Source organism: Arthrobacter sp. K5 (genome assembly GCF_040448525.1).
In the GTDB taxonomy this organism is placed as follows: domain Bacteria; phylum Actinomycetota; class Actinomycetes; order Actinomycetales; family Micrococcaceae; genus Arthrobacter; species Arthrobacter globiformis.
This window is the reverse complement of sequence record NZ_CP159279.1, coordinates 97,829-120,015: the sequence shown is the minus strand read 5'-3', so window position 1 is coordinate 120,015 and position 22,187 is coordinate 97,829. Positions and strand designations below refer to the sequence as shown.

Annotated in this window: 19 protein-coding genes; 8 read left to right on the top strand and 11 right to left on the bottom strand. The window is 66.3% G+C overall.

Annotated elements, in window-relative coordinates:
* Positions 1-59: 59 nt before the first annotated feature.
* The 6 genes from ABRP34_RS00530 to dinB form a co-directional block, all read right to left on the bottom strand.
* The gene (locus ABRP34_RS00530) at positions 60-1,868 is read right to left on the bottom strand and encodes a penicillin-binding protein 2 (RefSeq protein WP_353711857.1); all 1,809 of its coding nucleotides are present in this window, start codon (positions 1,866-1,868) and stop codon (positions 60-62) included.
* Between the two features lie 44 nt (positions 1,869-1,912).
* Positions 1,913-2,578, bottom strand: coding sequence for a hypothetical protein (locus tag ABRP34_RS00525; RefSeq protein ID WP_003801765.1), 666 nt, complete (start codon positions 2,576-2,578; stop codon positions 1,913-1,915).
* The gene (gene rsmH, locus ABRP34_RS00520) at positions 2,575-3,573 is read right to left on the bottom strand and encodes a 16S rRNA (cytosine(1402)-N(4))-methyltransferase RsmH (RefSeq protein ID WP_353711856.1); all 999 of its coding nucleotides are present in this window, start codon (positions 3,571-3,573) and stop codon (positions 2,575-2,577) included. The genes ABRP34_RS00525 and rsmH overlap by 4 nt, the downstream gene beginning before the upstream one ends.
* A gap of 153 nt (positions 3,574-3,726) precedes the next feature.
* The gene (mraZ, locus tag ABRP34_RS00515) at positions 3,727-4,155 is read right to left on the bottom strand and encodes a division/cell wall cluster transcriptional repressor MraZ (protein ID WP_003801769.1); all 429 of its coding nucleotides are present in this window, start codon (positions 4,153-4,155) and stop codon (positions 3,727-3,729) included.
* 397 nt (positions 4,156-4,552) lie between these two features.
* Positions 4,553-4,924: a DUF3040 domain-containing protein gene (locus ABRP34_RS00510; RefSeq protein ID WP_003801771.1), complete on the bottom strand. Its 372-nt coding sequence runs from the start codon at positions 4,922-4,924 to the stop codon at positions 4,553-4,555.
* A gap of 331 nt (positions 4,925-5,255) precedes the next feature.
* Complete coding sequence (dinB, locus tag ABRP34_RS00505; RefSeq protein ID WP_353711855.1) at positions 5,256-6,482, bottom strand: DNA polymerase IV; 1,227 nt, start codon at positions 6,480-6,482, stop codon at positions 5,256-5,258.
* Positions 6,483-6,557: 75 nt separating this feature from the next.
* Between dinB and ABRP34_RS00500 the strand changes: the two genes are divergently transcribed.
* A complete protein-coding gene (locus ABRP34_RS00500) occupies positions 6,558-7,103 on the top strand; it encodes a hypothetical protein (RefSeq protein WP_353711854.1) in 546 nt (181 codons plus the stop codon).
* Positions 7,103-8,194, top strand: a complete 1,092-nt coding sequence (locus ABRP34_RS00495; RefSeq protein ID WP_353711853.1) for a polyprenyl synthetase family protein — start codon at positions 7,103-7,105, stop codon at positions 8,192-8,194. The genes ABRP34_RS00500 and ABRP34_RS00495 overlap by 1 nt, the downstream gene beginning before the upstream one ends.
* A 52-nt stretch (positions 8,195-8,246) precedes the next feature.
* On the opposite strand, the gene ABRP34_RS00490 is transcribed toward ABRP34_RS00495, so the two are convergent.
* Complete coding sequence (locus ABRP34_RS00490) at positions 8,247-8,600, bottom strand: Rv2175c family DNA-binding protein (RefSeq protein WP_306922283.1); 354 nt, start codon at positions 8,598-8,600, stop codon at positions 8,247-8,249.
* Positions 8,601-8,850: 250 nt separating this feature from the next.
* Here ABRP34_RS00490 and ABRP34_RS00485 point away from each other — a divergent pair, with 250 nt between their 5' ends.
* Together ABRP34_RS00485 and ABRP34_RS00480 are read left to right on the top strand one after the other, a co-directional pair.
* Positions 8,851-10,170 (top strand): LysM peptidoglycan-binding domain-containing protein, encoded by a 1,320-nt coding sequence (locus ABRP34_RS00485; protein ID WP_353711852.1) that lies wholly within the window; start codon positions 8,851-8,853, stop codon positions 10,168-10,170.
* Between the two features lie 113 nt (positions 10,171-10,283).
* A complete protein-coding gene (locus ABRP34_RS00480; protein ID WP_353711851.1) occupies positions 10,284-12,545 on the top strand; it encodes a PASTA domain-containing protein in 2,262 nt (753 codons plus the stop codon).
* Positions 12,546-12,622: 77 nt separating this feature from the next.
* Here the strand turns inward: ABRP34_RS00480 and ABRP34_RS00475 are convergent, their stop codons facing one another.
* Together ABRP34_RS00475 and ABRP34_RS00470 are read right to left on the bottom strand one after the other, a co-directional pair.
* Positions 12,623-14,014: a class II 3-deoxy-7-phosphoheptulonate synthase gene (locus tag ABRP34_RS00475; protein ID WP_003801783.1), complete on the bottom strand. Its 1,392-nt coding sequence runs from the start codon at positions 14,012-14,014 to the stop codon at positions 12,623-12,625.
* A 155-nt stretch (positions 14,015-14,169) separates the two neighbouring features.
* Positions 14,170-14,958, bottom strand: coding sequence for a lysophospholipid acyltransferase family protein (locus ABRP34_RS00470; protein ID WP_353711850.1), 789 nt, complete (start codon positions 14,956-14,958; stop codon positions 14,170-14,172).
* A 110-nt stretch (positions 14,959-15,068) separates the two neighbouring features.
* On the opposite strand from ABRP34_RS00470, the gene ABRP34_RS00465 reads away from it, so the two are divergent.
* The 3 genes from ABRP34_RS00465 to ABRP34_RS00455 are packed head-to-tail and all read left to right on the top strand — an operon-like array spanning position 15,069 to position 17,372.
* The gene (locus ABRP34_RS00465; protein WP_353711849.1) at positions 15,069-15,857 is read left to right on the top strand and encodes an alpha/beta fold hydrolase; all 789 of its coding nucleotides are present in this window, start codon (positions 15,069-15,071) and stop codon (positions 15,855-15,857) included.
* Complete coding sequence (locus ABRP34_RS00460; RefSeq protein WP_353711848.1) at positions 15,854-16,666, top strand: alpha/beta fold hydrolase; 813 nt, start codon at positions 15,854-15,856, stop codon at positions 16,664-16,666. Before ABRP34_RS00465 ends, ABRP34_RS00460 begins: the two co-directional genes overlap by 4 nt.
* Positions 16,659-17,372 (top strand): hypothetical protein, encoded by a 714-nt coding sequence (locus ABRP34_RS00455; RefSeq protein ID WP_353711847.1) that lies wholly within the window; start codon positions 16,659-16,661, stop codon positions 17,370-17,372. The genes ABRP34_RS00460 and ABRP34_RS00455 overlap by 8 nt, the downstream gene beginning before the upstream one ends.
* Before the next feature lie 25 nt (positions 17,373-17,397).
* Here the strand turns inward: ABRP34_RS00455 and ABRP34_RS00450 are convergent, their stop codons facing one another.
* Entirely contained in the window at positions 17,398-18,543 is a 1,146-nt protein-coding gene (locus ABRP34_RS00450; RefSeq protein WP_353711846.1) for an ROK family glucokinase, read from the bottom strand.
* 194 nt (positions 18,544-18,737) lie between these two features.
* On the opposite strand from ABRP34_RS00450, the gene ABRP34_RS00445 reads away from it, so the two are divergent.
* A complete protein-coding gene (locus ABRP34_RS00445; protein ID WP_353711845.1) occupies positions 18,738-20,558 on the top strand; it encodes a long-chain fatty acid--CoA ligase in 1,821 nt (606 codons plus the stop codon).
* Positions 20,559-20,658: 100 nt separating this feature from the next.
* Here the strand turns inward: ABRP34_RS00445 and ABRP34_RS00440 are convergent, their stop codons facing one another.
* Entirely contained in the window at positions 20,659-22,107 is a 1,449-nt protein-coding gene (locus tag ABRP34_RS00440) for a hypothetical protein (protein ID WP_353711844.1), read from the bottom strand.
* Between the last annotated feature and the right edge of the window lie 80 nt (positions 22,108-22,187).

Below are 22,187 nucleotides of genomic sequence, written 5' to 3'. Positions count from 1 at the left end.
TGCCGCGGTCTTATCTTGGCGGGCGTTACTTGGTGTACTGCGTTACTTGGCGAACTGCGTCATTTTGCAAACTGCGGCAGCCTGACGGGCGCGCCCTTGGACGGCGGAACGTTGTACGTCCGCAGCGCCTGGCTCATGACCGAGCGGAACACGGGCCCGTTGGTGATCCCGTAAATGGACCCCTTGGGACGCTGCAGGACCACCTCCACAATAAACCGCGGATCGTCCATGGGCGCCATCCCCACCATCGAGGCGGTGTAGCCGCAGAAGCCCGCAGTCCCGTCGTCGCAGGGCGATTGCGAGGTGCCCGTCTTGGCTCCGACCCGGTAGCCGTCGATGGCGGCCTCCTTGATCTGGCCTTCCGTGACGGCACTTTCGAGGATGTCCCTCACCTGCTGGGCTGTCTCCTCCGAGACCACCCTGCGGGACGGCTTGGCCGCCACCTTGTCTTCGGTTCCGTCGGGGCTGATGTAGCTGTCGATGAGCCGCGGCTGCAGCATCACGCCGTCATTGGCGATGGACTGGTAGGCGCGGACTGTCTGGAGTGTCGACTGCGATACACCCTGGCCGAACAGCACCGTGTACTGCTGGCGGCCGTCCCACTGGTCGGCCGGGGTCAGGATGCCCTTCGCTTCCGCCGGCAACCCGATCTCCGGCGCCTCGCCGATGCCGAATTTCTGCAGCCAGTCGTGGCGCTGGTCCTTGGTGAGGCGCTGGCCCGCCATCACGGTGCCCGTGTTCATGGACCAGCCCAGGATGCCCGCCAGGGTCCGCTTCTCGGTCCCGTGGGAAAAGGAATCGTCGAACTGCTGGCCATCCACCACCAGAGAAGGCGGGATGACGAAGGTGTCCAGCGGTTTGGCCTTGCCTTCTTCGATGACGGCGGCGGCGGTGATCATCTTTTCCACGGACCCCGGCTCGTACGCCGCCGTGACGGAGCGGACGCCGCGGTCCTTGGCTGCCACCTTGCCGGGGTCGTTGGGGTCGGGCGTGTTGGTGTCGGCCATGGCGATGATGTTGCCGGTCTTCACGTCCGAGACGATGATGACCCCCCACTCGGCGCTGAGCTTGTCCGCCTGGGTCTGGATGGCCTGCTGGGCGAAGTACTGGAGATCGGAGTTCAGGGTGAGCTTGACGTCCTTGCCGTCCTGCGCGGGCGTCAGTTCGTCGATGCCCACGGGAATGCGGAGGCCGTCGGCGCCGATTTCGAAGACGCGCTTGCCCGCCGTGCCACGCAGTATCCCGTCCTGGGTCTGTTCGAGGCCGGCCTGGCCGGTGGTTCCGTTCTCCAGGAAACCCACAATGCCGCCGGCCACGGAGCCGTTCGGGTACACGCGCTTGCTGGTGCCTTCGGAGAAGATGCCCGGGATCTGCAGTTCCGAAACCCGGTTTTCGACGTCCGGTCGCAGGTCCTTGGCCACGATGTAGTACGTCCTGGTCCCGGTGACTGATTTGCGCACGTCCCCGGCATCCATGCCCAGGACGGCTGCAAGCTCGGCGATCCCCTGGTCACGGGACACGGTGACGAGCTCGTCCTTGCCGTTCACCTTTTCAAGCCGCTTGAAGGATTCGGTCTTGGTATTTACAGACTGGTCAACTGTGATGTTGTAGCGGATAACACTGTTGGCAAGCACGGTGCCATTCGCGTCCAGGATACTGCCGCGTTCGGCCGGCAGCACGGTGGGGCGCAGCCGGTTGTCAAGGGCAGCTTCAGCCATGCCGCCAACGTCCAGCCCCTGCACCAGGAACAGCTTTCCGCCGACCACCACCAGCAGCGCAAGCATGATGCTGAGTCCGAGGCGGAGCCTCTTCGTGGCGTTAGCAGCCTTCTTCTTGCTTGCCTTGCTCTTGCCTTGCGCCACGCTCATCCCCTACTGCTTGCCATGCGGGCTACCAGCCGCCTGTTCCTTCCCTACTGCCCCGGCGTCCTTTGCTCAGGCGCCGGAATGGTGCCCCCGTTGAGGGCGGCCGGCTTGGCTGCAGCTGCCGGTTCGGCCGGCTTCGCAGCCGCCGGGGTCTCCGGCTGGGCAGCTGCCGTTTCACCGGCAGCCGGGGCCCTGCTTGCCAGCGGTTCGCCCGAACTGGCGGGCGGAACCACATTCAGCTGACCCGGGACGGCAGGGGCAGCGATCACCGCTCCTGCCGAGTCTCCCTTGACCGCCGGTTTGGCATCCCCGCTCACGGTCAGCGTGGAAAGATCAATCTGTCCCTTGCCGGTGGCAGCAACCATTCCCAATTCTGAAGCCTTGGCAGCCAGATTCTGGGGAGCCTCGAAGTTTTGCACCTGCTGTGTCAGGTCCTGGTTCTGCTTGGTCAGTGCAGTCTGTTCGGCACGGAGCTTGACCAGCTGGTACTGGGCCGTGGATACAGAGATGTTGAGCACCAGCACCGCGATCAGTGCGGCCGCCAGCATACCGAAGCAGAGAACAACAAAGGGCGCGCGGCGCTTCCTCGGTGCGGACCGGACCAGGGACAGGGGGGTGCGCGCCTTGCGGGCCGAACCCGGAAGGCCGGCCTCTACATCCTGGACGCTCGGGCCGGACGGAAGGGCGAGGTTCTTGGCAGCTGCTGCGCTCATGTTGCTCTCCTGGCTCTGATACGTTCCACTGCGCGCAGCCGGGCTGATGCTGCACGCGAATTCTCTGCGATCTCGACGGCGGTAGGCACCTCGGTGCCTTTGGTCAGGGTTTTGAGTTCGGCCTTGTGTTCTTCGAGCTCCACCGGGAAACCGAGCGGAGCTGACGATTTGGAGCGGGCCTGGAAGACGCCCTTGACGATCTTGTCTTCCAGGGAGTGGTAGGACATCACAACGATCCGGCCGCCAAGGGCGATGGCATCCACCGCTGCCGGAACGGCACGCTCAAGGACTTCGAGTTCCTCATTGACTTCGATGCGCAGCGCCTGGAACGTGCGTTTGGCCGGGTGCCCGCCGGATTTGGCCGCGGCGGCCGGAATCACTGCCCGGATCTGTTCGACGAGTTCCCCTGTGGTGGTGAACGGCTTCGCGGCCCGGGCGTTAACGATCCTGTTGGCGATGCGCCCCGCGAACTTTTCCTCACCCCACTTGCGGATGATCCTGACCAGTTCCTCTTCGCTGTAGGTGTTGACGACGTCCGCCGCCGTCTGGCCGCGGCTGGTGTCCATCCGCATGTCCAGGGGTGCGTCAAAGGAATACGCGAAACCGCGTTCCCGCTCGTCGAGCTGCAGGGACGAGACCCCGAGGTCCATCAGGATGCCGTGGACTTCGGGTATGCCGAGGTCCTCAAGCACCTCGCCGATCTCGTCGTACACAGCGTGAACCAGGTCCGTGCGCGCCGCGAAGGGCTTGAGCCGCTCACCTGCCAGCGCCAGGGCTTCCTCGTCACGGTCGATGCCCACCAGGTGCAGGTCAGGAAAACGCTGGAGCATGGCTTCGGAGTGCCCGCCCATGCCGAGCGTTGCGTCGATGGCCACCGGTATCTGTCCGCGCAGGCGTGCCGCCTCGAATCCGGGCGCCAAAAGATTGATGCACCGGTCCTTCAGGACCGGCACATGCCGTTCGGACGTAGGCTTCGGCTGGTCGGGTTCTGTCACGCCTTCGTCCTTCCTTGAGCGCCTCGTGTGCTTCTTGGGCCAGATCCCCATCCGCGCCTATCCCCGCGGCTGCCTGGCTCCGGGGAAGTGAGCCAGGTAGTCGTCAAGGATGGGCGGCTGGAGATCTCGTCCAAGAAACGGATTCGGGCCGGCCTAAAGGATGCCGGCGATGGGGTTGTCGGTTTCAGCGAAGGAGGTTTCCTTCTCTGCAAGGTACGTATTCCAAGCCTGGGCGTCCCAGATCTCAGCTCGGGTGCCGGCCCCAATAACAGCCAACTCCCTGCCGAGCCCTGCGTACTCCCGGAGCGCGGGAGGTATGGTCACGCGCCCCTGCTTGTCAGGCACCTCGTCCGAGGCTCCAGAGAGAAAAACCCGGATGTAGTCACGAGCCTGCTTGTTGGAGATCGGAGCCTCCCGGATCTGCTCGTGAACCCTCGCGAATTCCTGCTCGCTGAAGACGTAGATGCAGCGCTCCTGACCTCGGGTGAGAACAAGTCCGCCGGCAAGCTCCTCGCGGAACTTAGCGGGAAGAATGATCCTGCCCTTTTCGTCAAGACGCGGTGAGTGTGTCCCAAGGAACACGTCCCACCGCCCGTCTGCCGTCAGAAGCCGAACAACCCCCGCGCTGCCACTACCCTCTTACGCGCTCCACTTTACTCCACTTCTCCCCACAGTCAACGCGACGCGGACGTTTCTCACCGGTTTGGACAAACATTTTTCCGCGGAATGGCGGGGATTTTTGCCGGGGTGGAAAGTGGAGGGGAATCGCGCCGACCCTCAGATGGCATCCGCAGCGAGATCAGGCTCGGAGCACGGGCTCCCGGCACCAGTTCCGCGGCTTAAAGCAGAATGACCCGCCGCAGCGGGTCATTCCTGGATTATGGGCGCCCACCCGGGATAGCCCGGGTGGTGCTATGTGGAGGGTGGTGCTATGTGGAGGGTGCTAGGAAGTGGAGGTGGCGGGAAGTGGAGCGTTGGCTCAGGACTCCCCGCGGCGCCTTTCATCCCATCGTTCTTCGAGGCTGTTCATGAAGGAGCTCTTGTTCTTCGACTTACGGCCATGCCCGCCGGCCTTTGCTTTGCCGGCCGCAACGCTGCGCATCGTGGCAAAATAAACTCCGGCACCCATGACGACGAACCCGAGGACCCCTACAAATATGTTCTGGAGGGAAACCCCCACCAGGAGGAGCAGCACCCCGGCCAGCGTGGCCAGTACGCCAATCACAATGTGCCGGGTGGACCAGCTGCGGCCGGGATCCGAGCCCATGGAATTGGCGAACTTGGGATCGTCCTCATGCAGTTGCCTCTCGAGTTGCTCGAGCAGCTTCTGTTCGTGCTCCGAGAGCGGCATCACGACCTCCTTAAGTAGGCCAACGTCCAGACAGGTCGGAACCGGTTGTTCCTGCCCCGTCAACGACCGGCATGCCATCCAGGTTCCCGGCCTGCCAACCTCGGCAGATCCAGGGATTCAAGCATACGTACGTGGCGGGTCGGGTGATCCACACATGTCCAGACGTTCGAAATCTTTGTATCTATAAGGATAGTTTGTTGGGCGCTGTTCTGAAAGACGCTGTTCACGGGCGGCAACACTCCCCAAGGCCCTGAACTGGCCCGGATCTTCGGCCGTGAACGCGGTTTCCCGCACCCTCGGGTGTCGCGGGAATCACGTCAGCCGGAACTCATCAGGAGTTGCCGCTGCCCGGCTCAAGCAGCCGGGCCGGAAGCACGGACTTACTGCCGAATTTCTGGGCCACTTTGTCCAGCGCCTGTTCGGCGGCCCGCCAGTTGTCATCGCGCCTGTCCAGGCTCAGTTGGAGGGAGGTCTGGGCGGCGGCTTCCAGCTGCTCCGCACGGACGCCCACCAGCCGGACCGTCAGGGGCCGGCTGCCCAGTGACTCCAGCAGCTGGATGGCCACTGCATAGATGAGCTGCGCACTGTCCAGTGGCGTGTGGACGGTGCGGCTTCGGGTTACGGTGGAGAAGTCGGCGTACCGCAGCTTGAGCGCCACCGTCCGGGCCACCAGCCCGGAAGCACGAAGCCGCTCGGCGGTGCGGTGGGACAGCCGCAGCAGCTCCCTGTGCAGCAGGGCATCGTCCGCCGTGTCCGCTGCGAACGTTTCCTCCGCTCCGATGCTTTTCTCGACCCGCACCGGCGTGACAGTCCGGCTGTCGATACCCCAGGAGAGCCGGTGGACGTGCTCACCGGTGGCGCCCAGCACCTTCTTGAGCGAGGAGACCGGCGTGGCAGCGACGTCCGCCACGGTACGGATTCCCATGCGGGCCAGCACCTCCGCCGTCTTGCCCCCGACACCCCAGAGGGCATTGACCGGAAGGCTGTGAAGATACGGTACGGTCTGCTCCGGCCGGATGAGCAGCAGGCCGTCCGGCTTGCACCGGGTTGAGGCAATCTTGGCCACGAACTTGCTGGCGGCGATCCCCACGGACGCCGTAATGCCCAGTTCGCCGGCGACCCTCCGCCGGATCAACTGCCCGATTTCCGACGGCGGACCGAGCCTGCGGATCGCGCCGCCGACGTCCAGGAACGCCTCGTCAACACTGAGCGGCTCGACGAGCTCGGTGATGGACTCAAATATCGCCATCAGCTGGCCGGACACTTCGTAATACAGCTTGTGCCGGGGCTCGATGATGGTGGCCTGCGGACACAGCCTGCGGGCCACCGCCATGGGCATCGCCGATTTCACGCCGAACCTGCGTGCCTCGTACGACGCAGACAGCACAACGGAACGCTCCGCAGGAAAGCCTACGATGACCGGCCGGCCGCGCAGGTCAGGGCGGGCCCTCAGTTCAACCGAGACAAAAAACGCATCCATGTCGACGTGCATAATGCTCGCCCGCCGAAGGTCCCGCAGCCGCGCTTCCGTCTGCTCTCTGTCTTCGTCCGGCCCCACAACTGCAATCCTATGCCCTGCACCTGACTAAACTGGAGGCTGAATCCGGCATCAACACCCAGGAGGACCGCACCTGTGAAGGTCATTCGAACGCTCATGCCTGCCCGCCTTGGGCTGCTCGCCGCTGGAGCGGCCGTAGTGGCGGCGGCGTCAGCGTGCACACCACAGGAACCCGGTTCCGCGACGTCCGCGTCAGCGGCGCCGGCATCGTCGTCCGCAGTGGCGACCGCCACGGCGTCCGCGACCGCAACCGCCAGCCCGAGTGCAACACCTGGCACGTCGGCCACCGTGGGGGCGCTCGTCGCCGGCTTCCCGTCCAAGCTTCTTCCCGTGATGCCCGGGGCCAAGGTGGTTGCCAGCAGCTTCGATAAGTCAACATCCCCGGCCACCGCCGCACTGGTGGGATCAACCGCCGCCAAGCCGGCCGCCGTCGTCGCGTATTACACCAAAGCCCTGGAGGCACAGGGCTTCAAACCCGTTCCCGGCAACACGGTGGGCAGCGTGGCGTCCAAGGACTTCGTGCGGGCGGGCAACGAGACCGTTAACATCGCCGTCCCCGCAACCGGCGGAATTTCCACCTTCACCATCGGCGCCAACGTGACGCCCGAGTCCGTCAAGTGATGGTGGCCGAGCAGCTTCGCGTGGAGCAGGCGGACTTCGTGGCCGCCGTAGCGGGAAAGCTCACGGACTTCTTGACAACCCGGCAGTCGATCATGATGGCAATCTCGCCGGACATCGATCCCATCATGGGGTCCATCTCCAATCTGGTCACCGGAGGGAAGCGGCTTCGTGCCCTCATGTGCTACTGGGGATGGCGCGGAGCGGGCGGCCCCGCCTCGGCCGAGGACATCGTCACAGCAGGCGCCGCGCTTGAGCTGTTCCAGGCGGCAGCCCTGATCCACGACGACATCATCGACCGGTCGGACACCCGCCGCGGCGGACCCAGCGTGCACCGCCGGTTCAGCCAGCTCCACGAGTCCCAGGGCTGGGCGCTCGACAGCGAACGCTTCGGCCACGCCGCGGCCATTCTGGCCGGCGACCTCTGCCTATCCTTCAGCGAGGAAGCCTTCACCGATATCGGCGAAACGGCAGCCTCAGGAAGCAGGGCAAGGCTGATCTTCAACCTGATGCGTTCGGAGGTCATGGCCGGCCAGTACCTGGACATCCTCGAAGAGGTGGCCGGGCCGGTCCGGGACCGCGCCGGGGCCGTCAGCCGCGCCCAGTCGATCATCCGCTTCAAGTCGGCCAAGTACTCGACGGAACATCCGCTCGCCCTGGGCGGTGCGCTCGGCGGAGCCTCGGACGAACTGCTCCGCGGCTACTCCGCGTTCGCCCTCCCCCTGGGCGAGGCCTTCCAGCTTCGCGACGACGTCCTGGGCGTTTTCGGCGACCCGGTCACCACTGGAAAGCCAGCGGGAGACGACCTCCGGGAAGGCAAGCGGACGGTCCTCGTGGCCTTCGCCCTGGACCTGGCCACCCCCGAGGAGTCCGCGTTCATCGACTCAAAGCTTGGCAGCCCCGACCTGAGTGAGGAAGACGTGGCCGAGATCCGCCGGATCATCGCGGACTGCGGTGCGCTGCAGGCCACGGAAGTGCTGATCGAGGAATTCGGTGCAGCGGCATACGCGGCACTGGAGGTCCTGCCCTTGGAAGACCTCCCCAAGACCGCGCTGCGGCGGCTGGCTGAGGCGACAGTGAGCCGGGCCGCCTGATCGGCTGGCCCGGCCCCTCCATCAGGCTGGGTTAGTTACCAGGCTGGGCCGGCTACCAGGCCAGGGACTGCGCCCGGCGTCGGATTTCCGTCTTGCGGCCCTCACGGAGGGCATCAATGGGCCGCCCGCGAAGTGACTCGTCAGGGGTAAAAAGCCAGCCGATAAGCTCCTCGTCAGAGAAACCGGCGTCTGACAGCACCACAATCGTGCCCTTGAGGCTGTCCACGACGTGGCCGTCCTGGAGGAAAGCCGCGGGCACCGAACGGATTCGCCGTTCCCCAATCCGCAGGGCCGCCAGCGCGCGCTCGTCAAGGAGCCCGTGGACTTTGGTAATGGACACATCCAGCAACTGGGCGACGTCGGGCAGGGGCAGCCAGTCGCCTACAAGGGTTTCTACAGTACTCACGGGTCAAGGTTGCCATGTCGGGCGCCCGCAAGCCTAGTCGAAACAGCTCACGTGTGCGCCCGCTCCATTTTCGCGCGCGACACTCCCAGCCGGGCAGATTTCCCGGCTGAAGGCCCGTTCTTGTGCTAACCGAAAAATCGTGAGAGATTCACATAGATAACATTCGCAACACGATTAACATCAGTAACATTGGTATCACGAGCAACTGGCATGACCGACAGCATTCGCCGCTGAGAAGAGGATCTTTCCCATGACGACGACCCGCTCCACTAAGCAGTCACCCCGGCCGGGGCTGCCCCTGATCGCGGCCACGACGGCCACGCTCCCCGCCGTCATGCTTTCCTCCCTTGCGGTCGCCCAGCCCGCAGATGCCGACGCCCGGCCCCAAACCGTGCCCGCAACACTCGCCGCCGCCATCGAGGCACAGGCTGCAGCAGTCAAAGCTGGCATCATCCCCGCAGCCGCCGTGCCGGCCGCGCTCCCGTCGGGCCTTCAGCCCACCCGCGTCACCCCGACGGCCCACACGGTGGTCCGCGGGGACACGGTCAGCGGCATCGCCGGCCGGTACGGGCTGAGCACCACTGCCGTGCTGAAGCTCAACAACCTGAAATCGAACTCCGTGATCTACCCGGGGCAGCGGATCAAGCTGACGGCAGCCGCCGCTCCGGCGGCCAGGACTGCTGCTGCGCCTGCCGGCACCGCTGCCAGGACTTACACAGTCAAGTCCGGCGACACACTGGGCGGCATCGCCGGGCGGCACGGCGTCAGGCTCTCCCAGGTGCTCAGCTGGAACGGGCTCAAGGTGACGTCGATCATCTACCCCGGCCAGAAGATCCGCCTCGGCGCCGGCACGGCTGTCGCGACGGCACCGGCCAAGGCGGCAGCACCGGCCGCCACCCGCTCAGCCTCCTACGTCATCAAGTCCGGGGACACACTGTCCGGCATCGCGGCCAGGCACGGCGTCAAGCTAGCGGACATCCTGTCGGCGAACCGGCTGAAGGTCACCAGCATCATTTACCCCGGCCAGAAGCTCGCCATTCCCGGGAAGGCCGCAGCCGTCCAGCCGGCATCCAGCGTCACGCCGCTCGTGCCCAGCTCGTTCCTGGGCTACACCTACCCGGCAGCCGTGGTCAGCTCGGCCAACAAGAACAAGGCCCTGCTCAACGCCTCGCCGGTTCCGTCGCTTGCCCAGATGCAGTCCATCGTGGCCGACACGGCACGGCGGATGGGCGTGGATCCGGCGCTGGCACAGGCCTTCGCGTACCAGGAATCCGGGTTCAACCAGCGGGCGGTGTCTCCGGCCAACGCCATCGGCACCATGCAGGTCATCCCCTCCTCCGGCGAATGGGCATCCGACCTCGTGGGCCGGAAGCTGAACCTGCTTGATCCGTATGACAATGCCACCGCCGGAGTCGCAATCATCCGCCAGCTGATCCGGACCAGCAAGAGCCTGGACTACGCCATCGCAGGCTATTACCAGGGCCAGTACTCGGTCAACAAGCACGGAATGTACACCGACACCAAGCGCTACGTCGCAGCCATCAAGGCACACCGTAAGAACTTCAGCTGACGCCCTCAACTGACCCCGGTGCCGGCAGATCCCGGCTCCGGGGAGCATAACGATACGGGTCCGGATCGCATGTTGATTCGGACCCGTTTCCGTGCAGCACTTAGTATCGAAGAGTGCAGGAAAACGCTTTAGGCAGTCTCGTTGGGTCCCTGGTGGACAACCGCTACCAGGTGAAGTCCCGGTTGGCGCGGGGCGGGATGTCCACCGTCTATGTGGCCACGGACCAGAGGCTGGACCGTGATGTTGCCCTGAAAGTCCTGCATCCACATCTGGTCAACGACGGCAGTTTCCTGGACCGCCTGGCCCGGGAAGCACGGGCAGCCGCCAAGCTCTCACACCCGCATGTGGTGGGCGTCCTCGACCAGGGGCACGATGGAGACACCGCCTACCTCGTGATGGAGTACATCAAGGGGCACACCCTCCGCGACGTCATCAACAGCAAGGGCGCCCTGTCCCCCCGGCTGGCCCTGGCACTCATCGATCCGGTGGTGGAAGGCCTGGGGGCTGCCCATGCCGCCGGCCTGATCCACCGCGACGTCAAGCCGGAGAACGTCCTGATCGCCGACGACGGCCGGATCAAGATCGGCGACTTCGGCCTCGCGCGCGCCGTGACGACGACAACCAGCACAGGTGCCCTGATCGGCACCGTCGCGTACCTCTCGCCGGAACTGGTCCTTGGCAAGCCGGCCGACGCACGAAGCGACATCTATTCCACGGGCATCATGCTGTTCGAGATGCTCACCGGACGCCAGCCGTTCGACGGCGACGTCCCCATCCAGGTGGCCTACCAGCACGTGAATTCCGCTGTGGGTGCCCCGTCAGGCCTGGTTCCAGGCCTCGCGGGGGAAGTGGACGAACTCGTGCAGTGGTGTACGGCCAGCGACCCCGAGCAACGGCCGGTGGACGGCAACGCCCTGCTCGCGGAACTCCGTCATATCCGGACCAACCTCACCGACACCGAACTTGACCTGCAACCCCCCGCAGCCATCCAGGCGGCCGCGTCGGCAGGTATGGCCCCCGACGTCGGCCCGCGCGGCATGGGCGCTCCCCCGGCACCTGCCCGGATGCCGTCCCGCATGCCGCAGAGCCCGCACGCCCAAGGAAACCAGGGAGGCCCGGGAAACCAGGCAAACCACACCGAGCTGCTCGCACCCATTCACGGCGATGACGTCCCCCGGGGCCGGCCCACGGAAGTCATTTCCCGCACCAGCAACCCGACCACCGTGTTTTCCGCCCCCGCCTCCTCACCTCCCGCCTCCTCACCCCCCGCCTCTTCAAGGCCTGCCGATTCAACTCCTGTCTCTTCAACTCCTGTCTCTTCAACTCACAGGCCGGTCCTCCCGCCCTACGGGTTCGACAACGACGACGACAGGGAGGCTGCCCCGCTCCCCCTGAGCAAGCGGGAACAGCGGAAGCTGGACCGCCACGAACAAAAGGAACGGTCGCGCGCGGCGGCCACTCCCGTCCGAACGCTCCGGGAAGGGAATTCCCGGCGCCGGGGAGCGCTCTGGATTGTGGTCCTGGTGATCCTGGCCCTTCTGGCCACGGGAGCGGGCTGGTTCTTCGGCATGGGCCCCGGCTCCCCCGGCACCGTGCCGGTCGTGGCGAACAGGACCGTGGCGGAGGCCCAGCAGCTGCTCCGGGACGCCGGTTTCCAGTCCAGTACCAAGGACGTCTTCGACGACGACGTCAAAGCCGGACTCGTGGTGGGATCAGAGCCGGACGCCGGAACGCAAATCCGCAAATTCCAGCAGGTCTCGCTGTTCGTGTCCAAGGGTCCGCAGCTATTTCCCCTGCCGCAGCTGACGGGCAAGACGCTCGATGCGTCCAAGGCCGCACTCAACGGGGCCGAGATGGCGCTGGGCAAGGTCACCGAAAAGTTCGATGAGGAGGTGCCTGCCGGCACGGTGCTGGGCCAGGCTCCGGCCCCGGGAACCGCCGTGCGGCATGGGACACCGGTAAGCCTCACTGTCTCGAAGGGCCCGCAGCCCATTCCCGTGCCGGACGTGCGCGGACAGGACCAGGACGCGGCGTTCCGTGCCATCGAATCCGCCGGCCTGAAAGCCGTCTTCGCCGACGAAACGGTGCATGACCGGAACGTTCCCAAGGGCGCCGTGGTCAGCCAGGAGCCTGCTTCAGGAACCCTGACAAGGGGCCAAACGGTCACCCTGACGATTTCCGAGGGGCCCAAGCTCGTGAAGGTGCCCAACTACATCGGCAAACAGGTGGAAGACGCAACCGAAGCGCTGCGGAAGCGCGGTTTCCAAGTCCGCGTCAACGAAGTCCTTGGCGGGTTCTTCGGCACGGTGCGGGACCAGGATCCCGTCGACACCGAGGTCCCTGAAGGCTCCGTCGTCACCCTCACCGTGGTCTAAGCCCGGACGGCAAACGAAAGACCGGCGCCGGGGAGCCTCAACTGCTCCCCGACGCCGGTCTTTCCTCGCCTTTGCTGTTAGCGGCGGGTGAGCGCGCCCGCCACGAGGAAGGCCATCTCCAGCGACTGCATGTGGTTCAGCCGGGGATCACAGACCGACTCATAGCGGTCAAGGAAGGCTTCCTGGTCGATGGGGTCGGCACCGCCGAGGCATTCAGCCACGTCATCCCCGGTCATCTCGACGTGCAGGCCGCCCGGAACCGTCCCCAGGGCATGGTGCACTTCGAAGAACCCGCGCACCTCGTCAATGACGTCGTCGAAATTGCGGGTCTTGTAGCCGTTGGGCGAGGTGACGGTGTTGCCGTGCATCGGGTCCGTGACCCACAGGACCTGGGCACCGGAGGCGGTGACCTTTTCCACGAGGGACGGGAGCTTCTCGCGGATGTTGCCGGCACCCATGCGGGTAATGAACGTGAGCCTGCCGGGTTCACGCTCCGGATCCAGCTTGTCGATGAGGCGCAGGGCGTCGTCACCGGACGTAGACGGGCCCAGCTTGACGCCAATCGGGTTGCGGACCCGGGACAGGAAGTCCACGTGCGCGTGGTCCAGCTCGCGGGTACGCTCACCGATCCACAGGAAGTGGCCGGAGGTGCCGTAGGGCAGGCCGGTGCGGGAGTCGATGCGGGTCAGCGCACGCTCGTAGTCGAGCAGCAGCGCCTCATGGCTGGCAAAGAATTCAACCCGCTTGAGGGCTTCGAAGTCCGCGCCGCAGGACGCCATGAACTTGATGGCGCGGTCGATGTCGCGCGCGAGTGACTCGTAGCGGGCATGGGCAGGGTTCTCGGTGAACCCCTTGTTCCAGGTGTGCACCAGGCGGAGGTCCGCGAAGCCGCCCTGGGTGAAGGCCCGGATGAGGTTCAGCGTGGACGCGGAAGTGTGGTAAGCGCGCAGCATGCGGCTGGCGTCGTGGGCCCGCGACTCGGGGGTGAAGTCGTATCCGTTCACGATGTCACCGCGGTATGCCGGCAGGGTCACGCCGTCCCGGGTCTCGTCATTGGAGGAACGCGGCTTGGCGAACTGGCCGGCCATGCGCCCCATCTTGATGACGGGCATCGCCGCACCATAGGTCAGCACCACGGCCATCTGCAGGATCGTCTTTACGCGTGCGCTGATCTTGTCCGCCGTGGCACCTTCAAAGGTCTCGGCGCAGTCACCGCCTTGGAGCAGGAATGCCTTGCCCTGGGCTGCGGCGGCGAGACGCTCGCGGAGGATGTCCACTTCGCCGGCGAAAACGAGCGGCGGCAGCACCGACAGTTCCTTGACGGACGCGTTGAAGACCCCGGGGTCCTGCCAGCTCGGCTGCTGGGAGATGGGAAGATCCCGCCAGTTGTCGAGTCCCGGATAGTTGGCCGCACCGCTCTGTGAAGTGCTGGTCAGGGAAGAGGCAGGTTTTGCAGATAGCTCAGTCACATTACTAAGAGTAGTTGGCCTGACCGGCTCGGGACACCCGGACTGTCATGCGCCCGGGCAGGGCGTCACAGATGCAGGGCGTCACAGATGCAGGGCGTCACAGATGCACAGCGCCACAGATGCGCAGCGCTAAAAGGTCAACGGGTCACAGCCTGCTAAGCCGACCGGGACGAACCGGCCTCCCCGGGCTCTTCGCCAGACTTCCCCGGCTCTTCGCCCGGCTTTCCGGGCTCTTCGCTGCCCTTTCCGGGCTCTTCGCCAGACTTCCCCGCCAGCCTGAGCTTGACCACCGAGGCGTACTCGTCCACGTATTCCTGCCCGGAGAGCCGCATGAGCTCGTACATGATCTCGTCCGTGACGGACCGCTGGATCAGCCGGTCATCAGCCAAGCCTTCATACCTGCTGAAGTCCAGCGGTTTTCCAAAGATCATGCCGATCCTGCGGATGTTCGGCAGCCGCTTGCCGATGGGCTGGACTTTGTCCGTTCCGATCATCGCCACCGGGATGACCGGGACGCCGGCCTGGAGCGCCAGCCGCGCCACCCCCACCTTTCCGCGGTAGAGCCGCGAGTCGGGGCTGCGGGTGCCTTCGGGATAGATGCCCAGCAGTCCGCCGTGCGTCAGCACGTCCATGCCCGCCTCGAGTGAGGCCGCCGAGGCCGCCCCGCCGGAGCGGTCCATGGGCAGCTGGTTGGTCAGGCGGAAGAACATCGCGGTCAGCCGGCCCTTGATTCCGGTGCCCGTGAAGTATTCGGACTTGGCCAGGAAAACGACAGGCCTCGGCACCATCAGCGGCATGAAGATCGAGTCCGAAAATGAGAGGTGGTTGGAGGCAATAATGGCTGCACCCTCGGACGGGATGTTGTCCAGTCCCTTGACCCATGGCCGGAAAAGAGTGCGGACCACCGGCCCCAGGAAGATCCGCTTCATGACCCAATAGAACACGTGTCTTACCTCTCCGGAAGGCTACCGCCGGGGCGTTCAGAGGGCCCGGCGGCACTGCAATGCAACCCTACTCTAGTGAGAATTGTCCGGAACAGTGACACGATGGATCCATGACAGAAAGCAGCGACCGGACGAGGCCCGCCGCTTTCAGCTACGCGGGACACGGCCCCAATGCACGGACCGGAATCGCGATTTCCCACGGCTTCACCGGCAGTCCCTTGAGCATACTGCCGTGGGCCGAATACCTGGCCGGGCGCGGCTTCGCCGTCACTGTTCCACTGCTCCCCGGACACGGCACCAGCTGGCAGGATCTGGCCGGCACAGGATGGCGCGAGTGGCACGGCGCCTTCGAGCAGGCATATCTGGACCTGGCCGCAAAGACGGACGAATGCTACGTGGCCGGCCTCTCAATGGGCGGTGCGATCGCCCTCCTCACCGCATCCCGCCACAGCGTCGCGGGCGTCGCCGTCGTCAATCCCGGCCTGAGTTTCTATGATCGGCGCGTCCGGATCATTGGCCTGCTGAAGTACATCCAAAGAACCACTGTGCCCATTGCGGAGGAAAATCCGACGGCGGCCACCACCGACGACGGGGACTACTCCCTGACGCCGCTGGCGGCGGTTCACCAGTTGAAGCGGCTCTTCGCTGCCGCCGCCCGCGGACTGCCGCGGATCACCGCCCCGGTGCTGGTCTTCAAGTCGGTCAACGACGCAGTAGTACCCCCGAGCTCACTCAGCCTGATACGGAAGCGCCTCACCTCCGCAGCCCTCGACGTGGTGCCGCTCAGGAACAGCGGGCACGTGGCTACGCTGGACACGGACGCCCAGGAAATTTTCGAGTCCTCGGCGCGGTTTTTCCAGCTGCGTTCCCGAAGCCACATACCGTCGGAGAAGTCATGACCACAGTTCCCGATCACAGTCCGTTCAGCAGCGCCTTCTCCGGCGAGGGACCGTCTATCGGCATTGCGCTGTCCCATGGGTTCACCGGCAGCCCGCACAGCCTCCGTATGTGGGCCCAGTCCTTTGCCGATGCCGGCTTTGCAGTCAGAATGCCCCTGCTTCCGGGCCACGGCACCACCTGGCAGGAGCTTTCCCGCAGCCGCTGGACGCAGTGGCATGAGGCGATGGACGACGCCTACCTGGAGCTCGAGTCCGAGTGCGACCTCGTGTTCGCCGCCGGCCTGTCCATGGGCGGCGCCCTGGCATTGCGCATCGCCGCGACCAGGCCTGTGGCCGGAGCGATTCTCGTCAACCCCGCGCTTGTCATCGATGACCGCCGGGCCCCGCTGGCCGGCATCCTCAAACTGGTCCTCAAGAGCACGCCGGCCATCGCCAACGACATACGGAAACAGGGCGTCGACGAGGGCGCATATTCCCGGACCCCTGTGGCGGCCGCCCACGAACTGCATAAGATGTTCAAGGACACGGTCCGTCTGCTGCCACGCATCACAGCGCCCGTGCGCGTGTTCCGCTCCGCTGTGGACCACGTTGTTTCCGATTCCAGCATCACGGCCCTGCGGCGCGGGCTTACCCACGCCCCACTGCAGCTCACGCGGCTGGACAACAGTTACCACGTGGCCACGCTGGACCACGACGCCGGCCAGATTTTCGGCGGCTCGGTGGACTTCATCCGCTCCGTGGTGGCAGACATCCGCCAGGAATCCGCCGACTCCGCGACAGCCAGCCAGAAGGGCGCCACCGATGAATAGGCCCGATTCGAACTCGTCCGATCCGAGTGCCAACCAGGACGACGCCGTCTGGCTTGACCTGGTGGCCAGGCTCCAGGGCGACGCCCCGGTTCCCGATGCGGACGTCGTTCCCGGCGACAGTGACTCCCCGGGCACCGGGTCTTCCCGCCATCACGGCGGACCCCGGCACAGCACGGCTACCAGCGACGACGCCGGCCCTGCACCGGAGGAAGGCCCTGCACCGGCAGAACGGGCGGACGACTCCGGTCCGGAAGGCGCTGCAAGGCGCTTTACCGATTTCGATCCCTTGGGCCTGGCGCCCCGGGCGCCCCGGGAACTGTCGGCCGCCGAGCGGCAGGAGGCTGCCGACCGGGAGAAAGCAGCCGGGCAGCCAGACTCCGCCGAGCCCGGACAGGCCGCCCGGTCCGGAGAGGGCGACGTTCGGGCCGGCGCGGGCGATCCGCGCGACTACAGCGTCGAGGACGACGACGGCGGGTTCGTCCCGGAGGAGCCCCCCAAGCTTTCGGCGACGGATCCGCTGACGATGCTGGCGTGGCTGGGCGCCGTGGGCGCTCCGGTTGCCCTGGTCCTGTCGTCCATGTTCTGGCGCTCCGCGCCGCTGCTGGCAATCCTCGGCATGGTGGCCGTCTTCATCGGGGCTGTGGTGTACCTGATCATGAAGCTGCCGCAGGAGAAAGACGAGAACGACGACGGCGCCCGGGTCTGACGCTTCCGTCAGCGGAGGATCGGGGTCAGCGGTGCATACGGCTCCGGACCCGCGACAGGTCGGCAGCGCCGATCAGGCCGGCGTTGGGCCCAAGGGCCGCCAGGTCGATGTCGGCGGCCGGACGGAATCCGCGGCCGGTGAGGTTACGGGCAAAGGCCTTGCGCGCCGGAGCCACCAGCAGTTCGCCGGCCGCGCAAAGGCCACCGCCGATCACGAACTTCCCGGGATCGAGGGCGGCGGCGAGGTTCGCCAGCCCCAGCCCGAGCCAGTTCCCGACGTCCTCCAGGAGTTCCCGGGAGGCGGCGTCGCCCGCGATCGCCAGTTCCGTCACCGTGGCTCCGGTGATGCGCTCGGCGCTTCCGTCCACGGCCTTGAGAAGTTCCTGGGCCACCGGCGAGTTCGCCAAGGCCAGTTCCCGGGCCTCCCGGCCAAGGGCATTGCCTGAGGCGTACTGTTCCCAGCAGCCGCGGTTGCCGCACTCGCAGCGGTGCCCGCCGGGCATGATGATCTGGTGGCCGAACTCCCCCGCCACGCCGAACCTGCCGCGTTCAACGTGCCCGTCCATCACCATGGCTCCGCCGATGCCGGTGCCAAGGGTGATGCAGACCAGCCGGTCCTGCCCCTGCCCGGCGCCAAAGCGCCACTCGGCCCAGGCCGCAGCGTCGGCGTCGTTAACCAGCATGACGGGGCGCCGCAGCAGGTGCTGCAGGTTTTCCCGCAGCGGTTCGTTCCGCCAGGCGAGGTGCGGGCTGAACAGCACCGTGCCGCCGTCGAGATCCATCCACCCGGCGGCGCCAATGCCCACCGATCTGATCCGGGCACCGGCGCTCAGCTCCTCGACGAGTTCGACGATGACGCGCTCCACCGCACGCGGATCGCTGCCGGGCGTGGACCGGCGCGCCTCGCGCAGGATGTGGCCCCCGGCGTCCACCACGCCGGCGGCAACTTTGGTGCCGCCAATATCAATGCCGATGGCGAGTCCCCGCCGGCCCAGCCGCAGCTGCTGCCGAAACAGCCGGTGGCCCGCCGGCTGGCCACCGTACGCCGACACCCGGGGCCGTGCCACTGGCCGCCGTAATGCCCCGCGCCGTGGCGCCCATTCAGCGGGCAGGCCGCCCCGGCCGGAGTCTAGTAGCGGGGCTGGCTGGTCGTTGGGCGGGGTGGGTTGCATAGTCCCCCATTCTAGATGTCGCCGCAGAGCGTCTCCGCAGGTACGACGCACACACGACACGCCCGGCACACTGGCGCCCCGCACTTCTCCGCCGTAAAGTTACCGGCGGGTAACCAGGATCTACCGGCCATCGCAGTGTGAGGTACTAAGGTTGGGGTTACCCGCTGCGGCCAACGGATATCAAAGGAGCTAACGTGCGCGAATTCAGCGTTCCGCCCTTGGCGAACGTCCCCCTGGACAGCAACATCACGGACCTTGTGCTGCGCCAAGCGGCAAAGTCATCCAACCCTGCCCTGTTTTCGCGCCTCGACTCCGCCGGCCAATGGCAGGACATCCGGGCCAAAGAGTTCCTGGCTGACGTGTCGGCCCTCGCCAAGGGGCTCATCGCCAGCGGCGTGGGCGCGGGCGACCGGGTGGGCATCATGTCCCGGACCCGTTATGAGTGGGCACTCATCGACTTCGCCATCTGGTTCGCAGGTGGCGTTTCCGTTCCCATCTACGAAACGTCGTCACCTTCCCAGGTCGCCTGGAACCTGGGTGACTCCGGTGCCGTCGCCGCATTCGGCGAATCGGACCACCACGAAAACGTCATCCGGCAGGCCGCTGCCACCGAAGGCCTCACGGCGCTGACCCACGTGTGGCAGCTGGAGGGGGACGGCCTCGACACCGTCCGCGCGGCGGGCGCCGCCGTCAGCGATGACGAGCTCGACGCCCGGCGGCGCTCCGCCGGGCTCCGCGACCTCGCCACCATTATCTACACCTCCGGCACCACCGGCCGGCCCAAGGGCTGCGAACTCACCCACGGAAACTTCGTGGAGCTGTCCGAGAACGCTCTGGCAACCTCGCTGAGCGGCGTTGTCAACGAGCAGTCCCGAACCATCATGTTCCTGCCGCTGGCGCATGTCTTCGCGCGCTTCATCTCGGTCCTGGCCGTGGCCGCCGGTGTCACCGTGGCACATACCCCCGACATCAAGCACCTGCTGCCCGATCTGCAGAGCTACAGGCCGACGTTCATCCTCGCCGTTCCGCGCGTGTTCGAAAAGGTGTACAACTCGGCCCTCACCAAGGCCGAGGACGGCGGCAAGGGTGCAATCTTCCACAAGGCCGCCGAAACCGCGATCGCCTACTCGCGTGCGCGGCAGGCAGGTGGCGCCGGCCTGGGCCTGAAGCTCAGGCACGCGGTCTTCGACAAACTCGTCTACGGCAAGCTCCGCGCCGCCATGGGCGGCGAGGTGGCGCATGCGGTGTCCGGCGGAGGCCCACTGGGCGAGCGTCTGGGCCACTTCTTCCAGGGCATCGGCCTGCAGATCCTGGAGGGCTACGGCCTCACCGAAACCACGGCACCTGTCAGCGTCAACACGCCGGAGCGGATCAAGATCGGCACCGTCGGCGTCCCGATTCCCGGCAACAGCGTCCGGATTGCCGACGACGGCGAGATCCTGGTCAAGGGCATCTGCGTCATGCAGGGGTACTACCAGCGCCCCGACCTGACTGAGGAGTCGTTCACTGATGGCTGGTTCCGCACCGGGGACATCGGCCAGCTCGACGACGACGGCTACCTGCTGATTACCGGCCGGAAGAAGGAAATCATCGTCACCGCCGGCGGCAAGAACGTGGTTCCCGCACTGCTCGAGGACCAGATCCGGGCTGATGCGCTGGTGTCACAGGTGCTCGTGGTGGGTGACAACCGCCCGTTCATCGGCGCCCTGGTGACCCTCGATGAGGAAGCCCTCCCGGGCTGGCTGCAGCGCCACGGCCTGCCGGCGGACACGCCCCTGGGCGACGCCGCCAGCCATTCCGAGGTCAAGGCCGCCGTGCAGGAGCTCATCAACCAGGCCAACCAGTCGGTGTCGCAGGCGGAGGCGATCAAGTCCTTCCGGATCGTGCCGAGCGACTTCACCGAGGCCTCCGGCCACCTGACCCCGTCCATGAAGGTCAAGCGCGCCCAGGTCATGAAGGACTTCGAAGCGGTGATCGATGACATGTACACGTCGCCGAAGCCCAGCCGCACCTAGCCGAGGGCTCGGTCCACCTCCGGAGTTTTTGTCCGCTTGTCGCGGCTTCCAGGGCCTCCGGAGGCCAATAAGTGTCCAAAAACTCCCGCCGGCGGGGGGCTCAGGCCTGCTGCAGCTCGTCCACTACCAGCGCGGCCAACTCCACGGCCGCGGCGCGGGTGGCGGGCTTCAGCTGGCCGAGGCGGATCCGTGAGCCTTCCGCCAGGTGCCGGTCGTGCGGAATACGCACCACATTCTTGACCCGGGACAGGAAGTGCTGCTCGATTTCGTCGATGTTGACCAGGGTGCGGTCGCCGGCGGCCATATTGATGACCACGGTGGCCTTGGCGACGAGATCCTGGCGGCCATGGGCTTCAAGCCAGGACAGCGTTTCGGACGCCAGCCGGGCCTCGTCCACGCTTCCGCCCGACACTAGTACCACGGCGTCGGCCTTTTCCAGCGTGCCCTTCATGACCGAGTGCACCATGCCGGTGCCTGAGTCGGTCAGCACGATCGAGTAGTACCGGCCCAGGATGTCGGTGACGGCGCGGTAGTCGGCGTCGTCGAAGGCGTGGGCCACCATGGGATCTGTGTCGGAGGCGAGAACATCGAGGCGCGAACCGTCGCGCGCGGTGTAATTGGACAGCTGTGCGAACGAGTTCACGGTGAACCTGTCCTTCACCAGCTGGCGGGCCGTGAAATCAGCCCGGCCCGGGGAACGGTCCGAGAGTGTGCCCCGGTCCGGATTGGCGTCCATCGCGATGACCCGGTCCTCACGCAGCTCCGCCAGCACCATACCGAGGAGTGTGGTGACGGTGGTCTTGCCCACTCCGCCCTTGCGCGAGAGCACCGGCACGTACCGGGTCCGCTCCCCCAGCCGCAGGGCGATGCGGTGCTCCATTGCCCGCTGGATGCGGACCTGGTCCGAGTCGCCCAGGTTCACGTAGCCCAGGGTCATTTGGTACAGCCATCGGCGCCAGCCCGAGACCGGTGCGGCAGCGGACCTGGTGAGGAGACGGTCGGCGGTCAGGGCGGCAGCAGGCTCAGGCCCCTCGGGGCGTTCGCGGCGCCCAGGGAGATCCCTGGCTTCTTCAGCCGGCGCCGGTTCGGCGGCGACAGCCACGCCGGCTGCTGAATCTGCGCCGGCCGGCTCCGTGCCCACGGCTGCTGGACCTGCTGCGTCCTGGCCCCCGGCCCTGACATCCCCTGGGGTGACATCCGCAGCGTTGACGCCCGCCATGTTGACTCCCGCCGTGCTGACGCCGTCGGGACCCGCCGTGACGACGGGCATGGCCACCGGCGCAATTCCCTGCTGCACCACGCCGCCGACTGCCGAGAGCGACCCGGCGGAGGTGCGGTCCTGGGCGTCGGAAACAGTCACCACGCTGATGTCCCCTGTCGGCGCGACGCTGGCGGCGTCGGAGCGGGCCACGCCGGCGTCGGACGGAGCCACGTCCGCAGCGTCCGCCAGTGACACGCCGCCGGGACGGGTTCCAGCCTCCCCCGCAACGTCGACGACGGGGGGCCTGTCGGGGCGCGGCCCGGGCTTGGGCGTATTGGTCTGCGTCATGGCTTCCGCTCTGTCTTGTACTGGCTTCCGGTGAAGTTCCGGGCTGCCAATGTGGTTCGGAAATGGCTGTGGGGGCGGCT

What these genes read in the sequence shown, in the direction of transcription:
- ABRP34_RS00530 (WP_353711857.1), bottom strand. Translation starts at nt 1,868, where the DNA reads ATGAGCGTGGCGCAAGGCAAGAGCAAGGCAAGCAAGAAGAAGGCTGCT.
- ABRP34_RS00525 (WP_003801765.1), bottom strand. Translation starts at nt 2,578, where the DNA reads ATGAGCGCAGCAGCTGCCAAGAACCTCGCCCTTCCGTCCGGCCCGAGC.
- ABRP34_RS00510 (WP_003801771.1), bottom strand. Translation starts at nt 4,924, where the DNA reads ATGCCGCTCTCGGAGCACGAACAGAAGCTGCTCGAGCAACTCGAGAGG.
- ABRP34_RS00495 (WP_353711853.1), top strand. Translation starts at nt 7,103, where the DNA reads ATGGTGGCCGAGCAGCTTCGCGTGGAGCAGGCGGACTTCGTGGCCGCC.
- ABRP34_RS00485 (WP_353711852.1), top strand. Translation starts at nt 8,851, where the DNA reads ATGACGACGACCCGCTCCACTAAGCAGTCACCCCGGCCGGGGCTGCCC.
- ABRP34_RS00465 (WP_353711849.1), top strand. Translation starts at nt 15,069, where the DNA reads ATGACAGAAAGCAGCGACCGGACGAGGCCCGCCGCTTTCAGCTACGCG.
- ABRP34_RS00460 (WP_353711848.1), top strand. Translation starts at nt 15,854, where the DNA reads ATGACCACAGTTCCCGATCACAGTCCGTTCAGCAGCGCCTTCTCCGGC.
- ABRP34_RS00455 (WP_353711847.1), top strand. Translation starts at nt 16,659, where the DNA reads ATGAATAGGCCCGATTCGAACTCGTCCGATCCGAGTGCCAACCAGGAC.
- ABRP34_RS00450 (WP_353711846.1), bottom strand. Translation starts at nt 18,543, where the DNA reads ATGCAACCCACCCCGCCCAACGACCAGCCAGCCCCGCTACTAGACTCC.
- ABRP34_RS00440 (WP_353711844.1), bottom strand. Translation starts at nt 22,107, where the DNA reads ATGACGCAGACCAATACGCCCAAGCCCGGGCCGCGCCCCGACAGGCCC.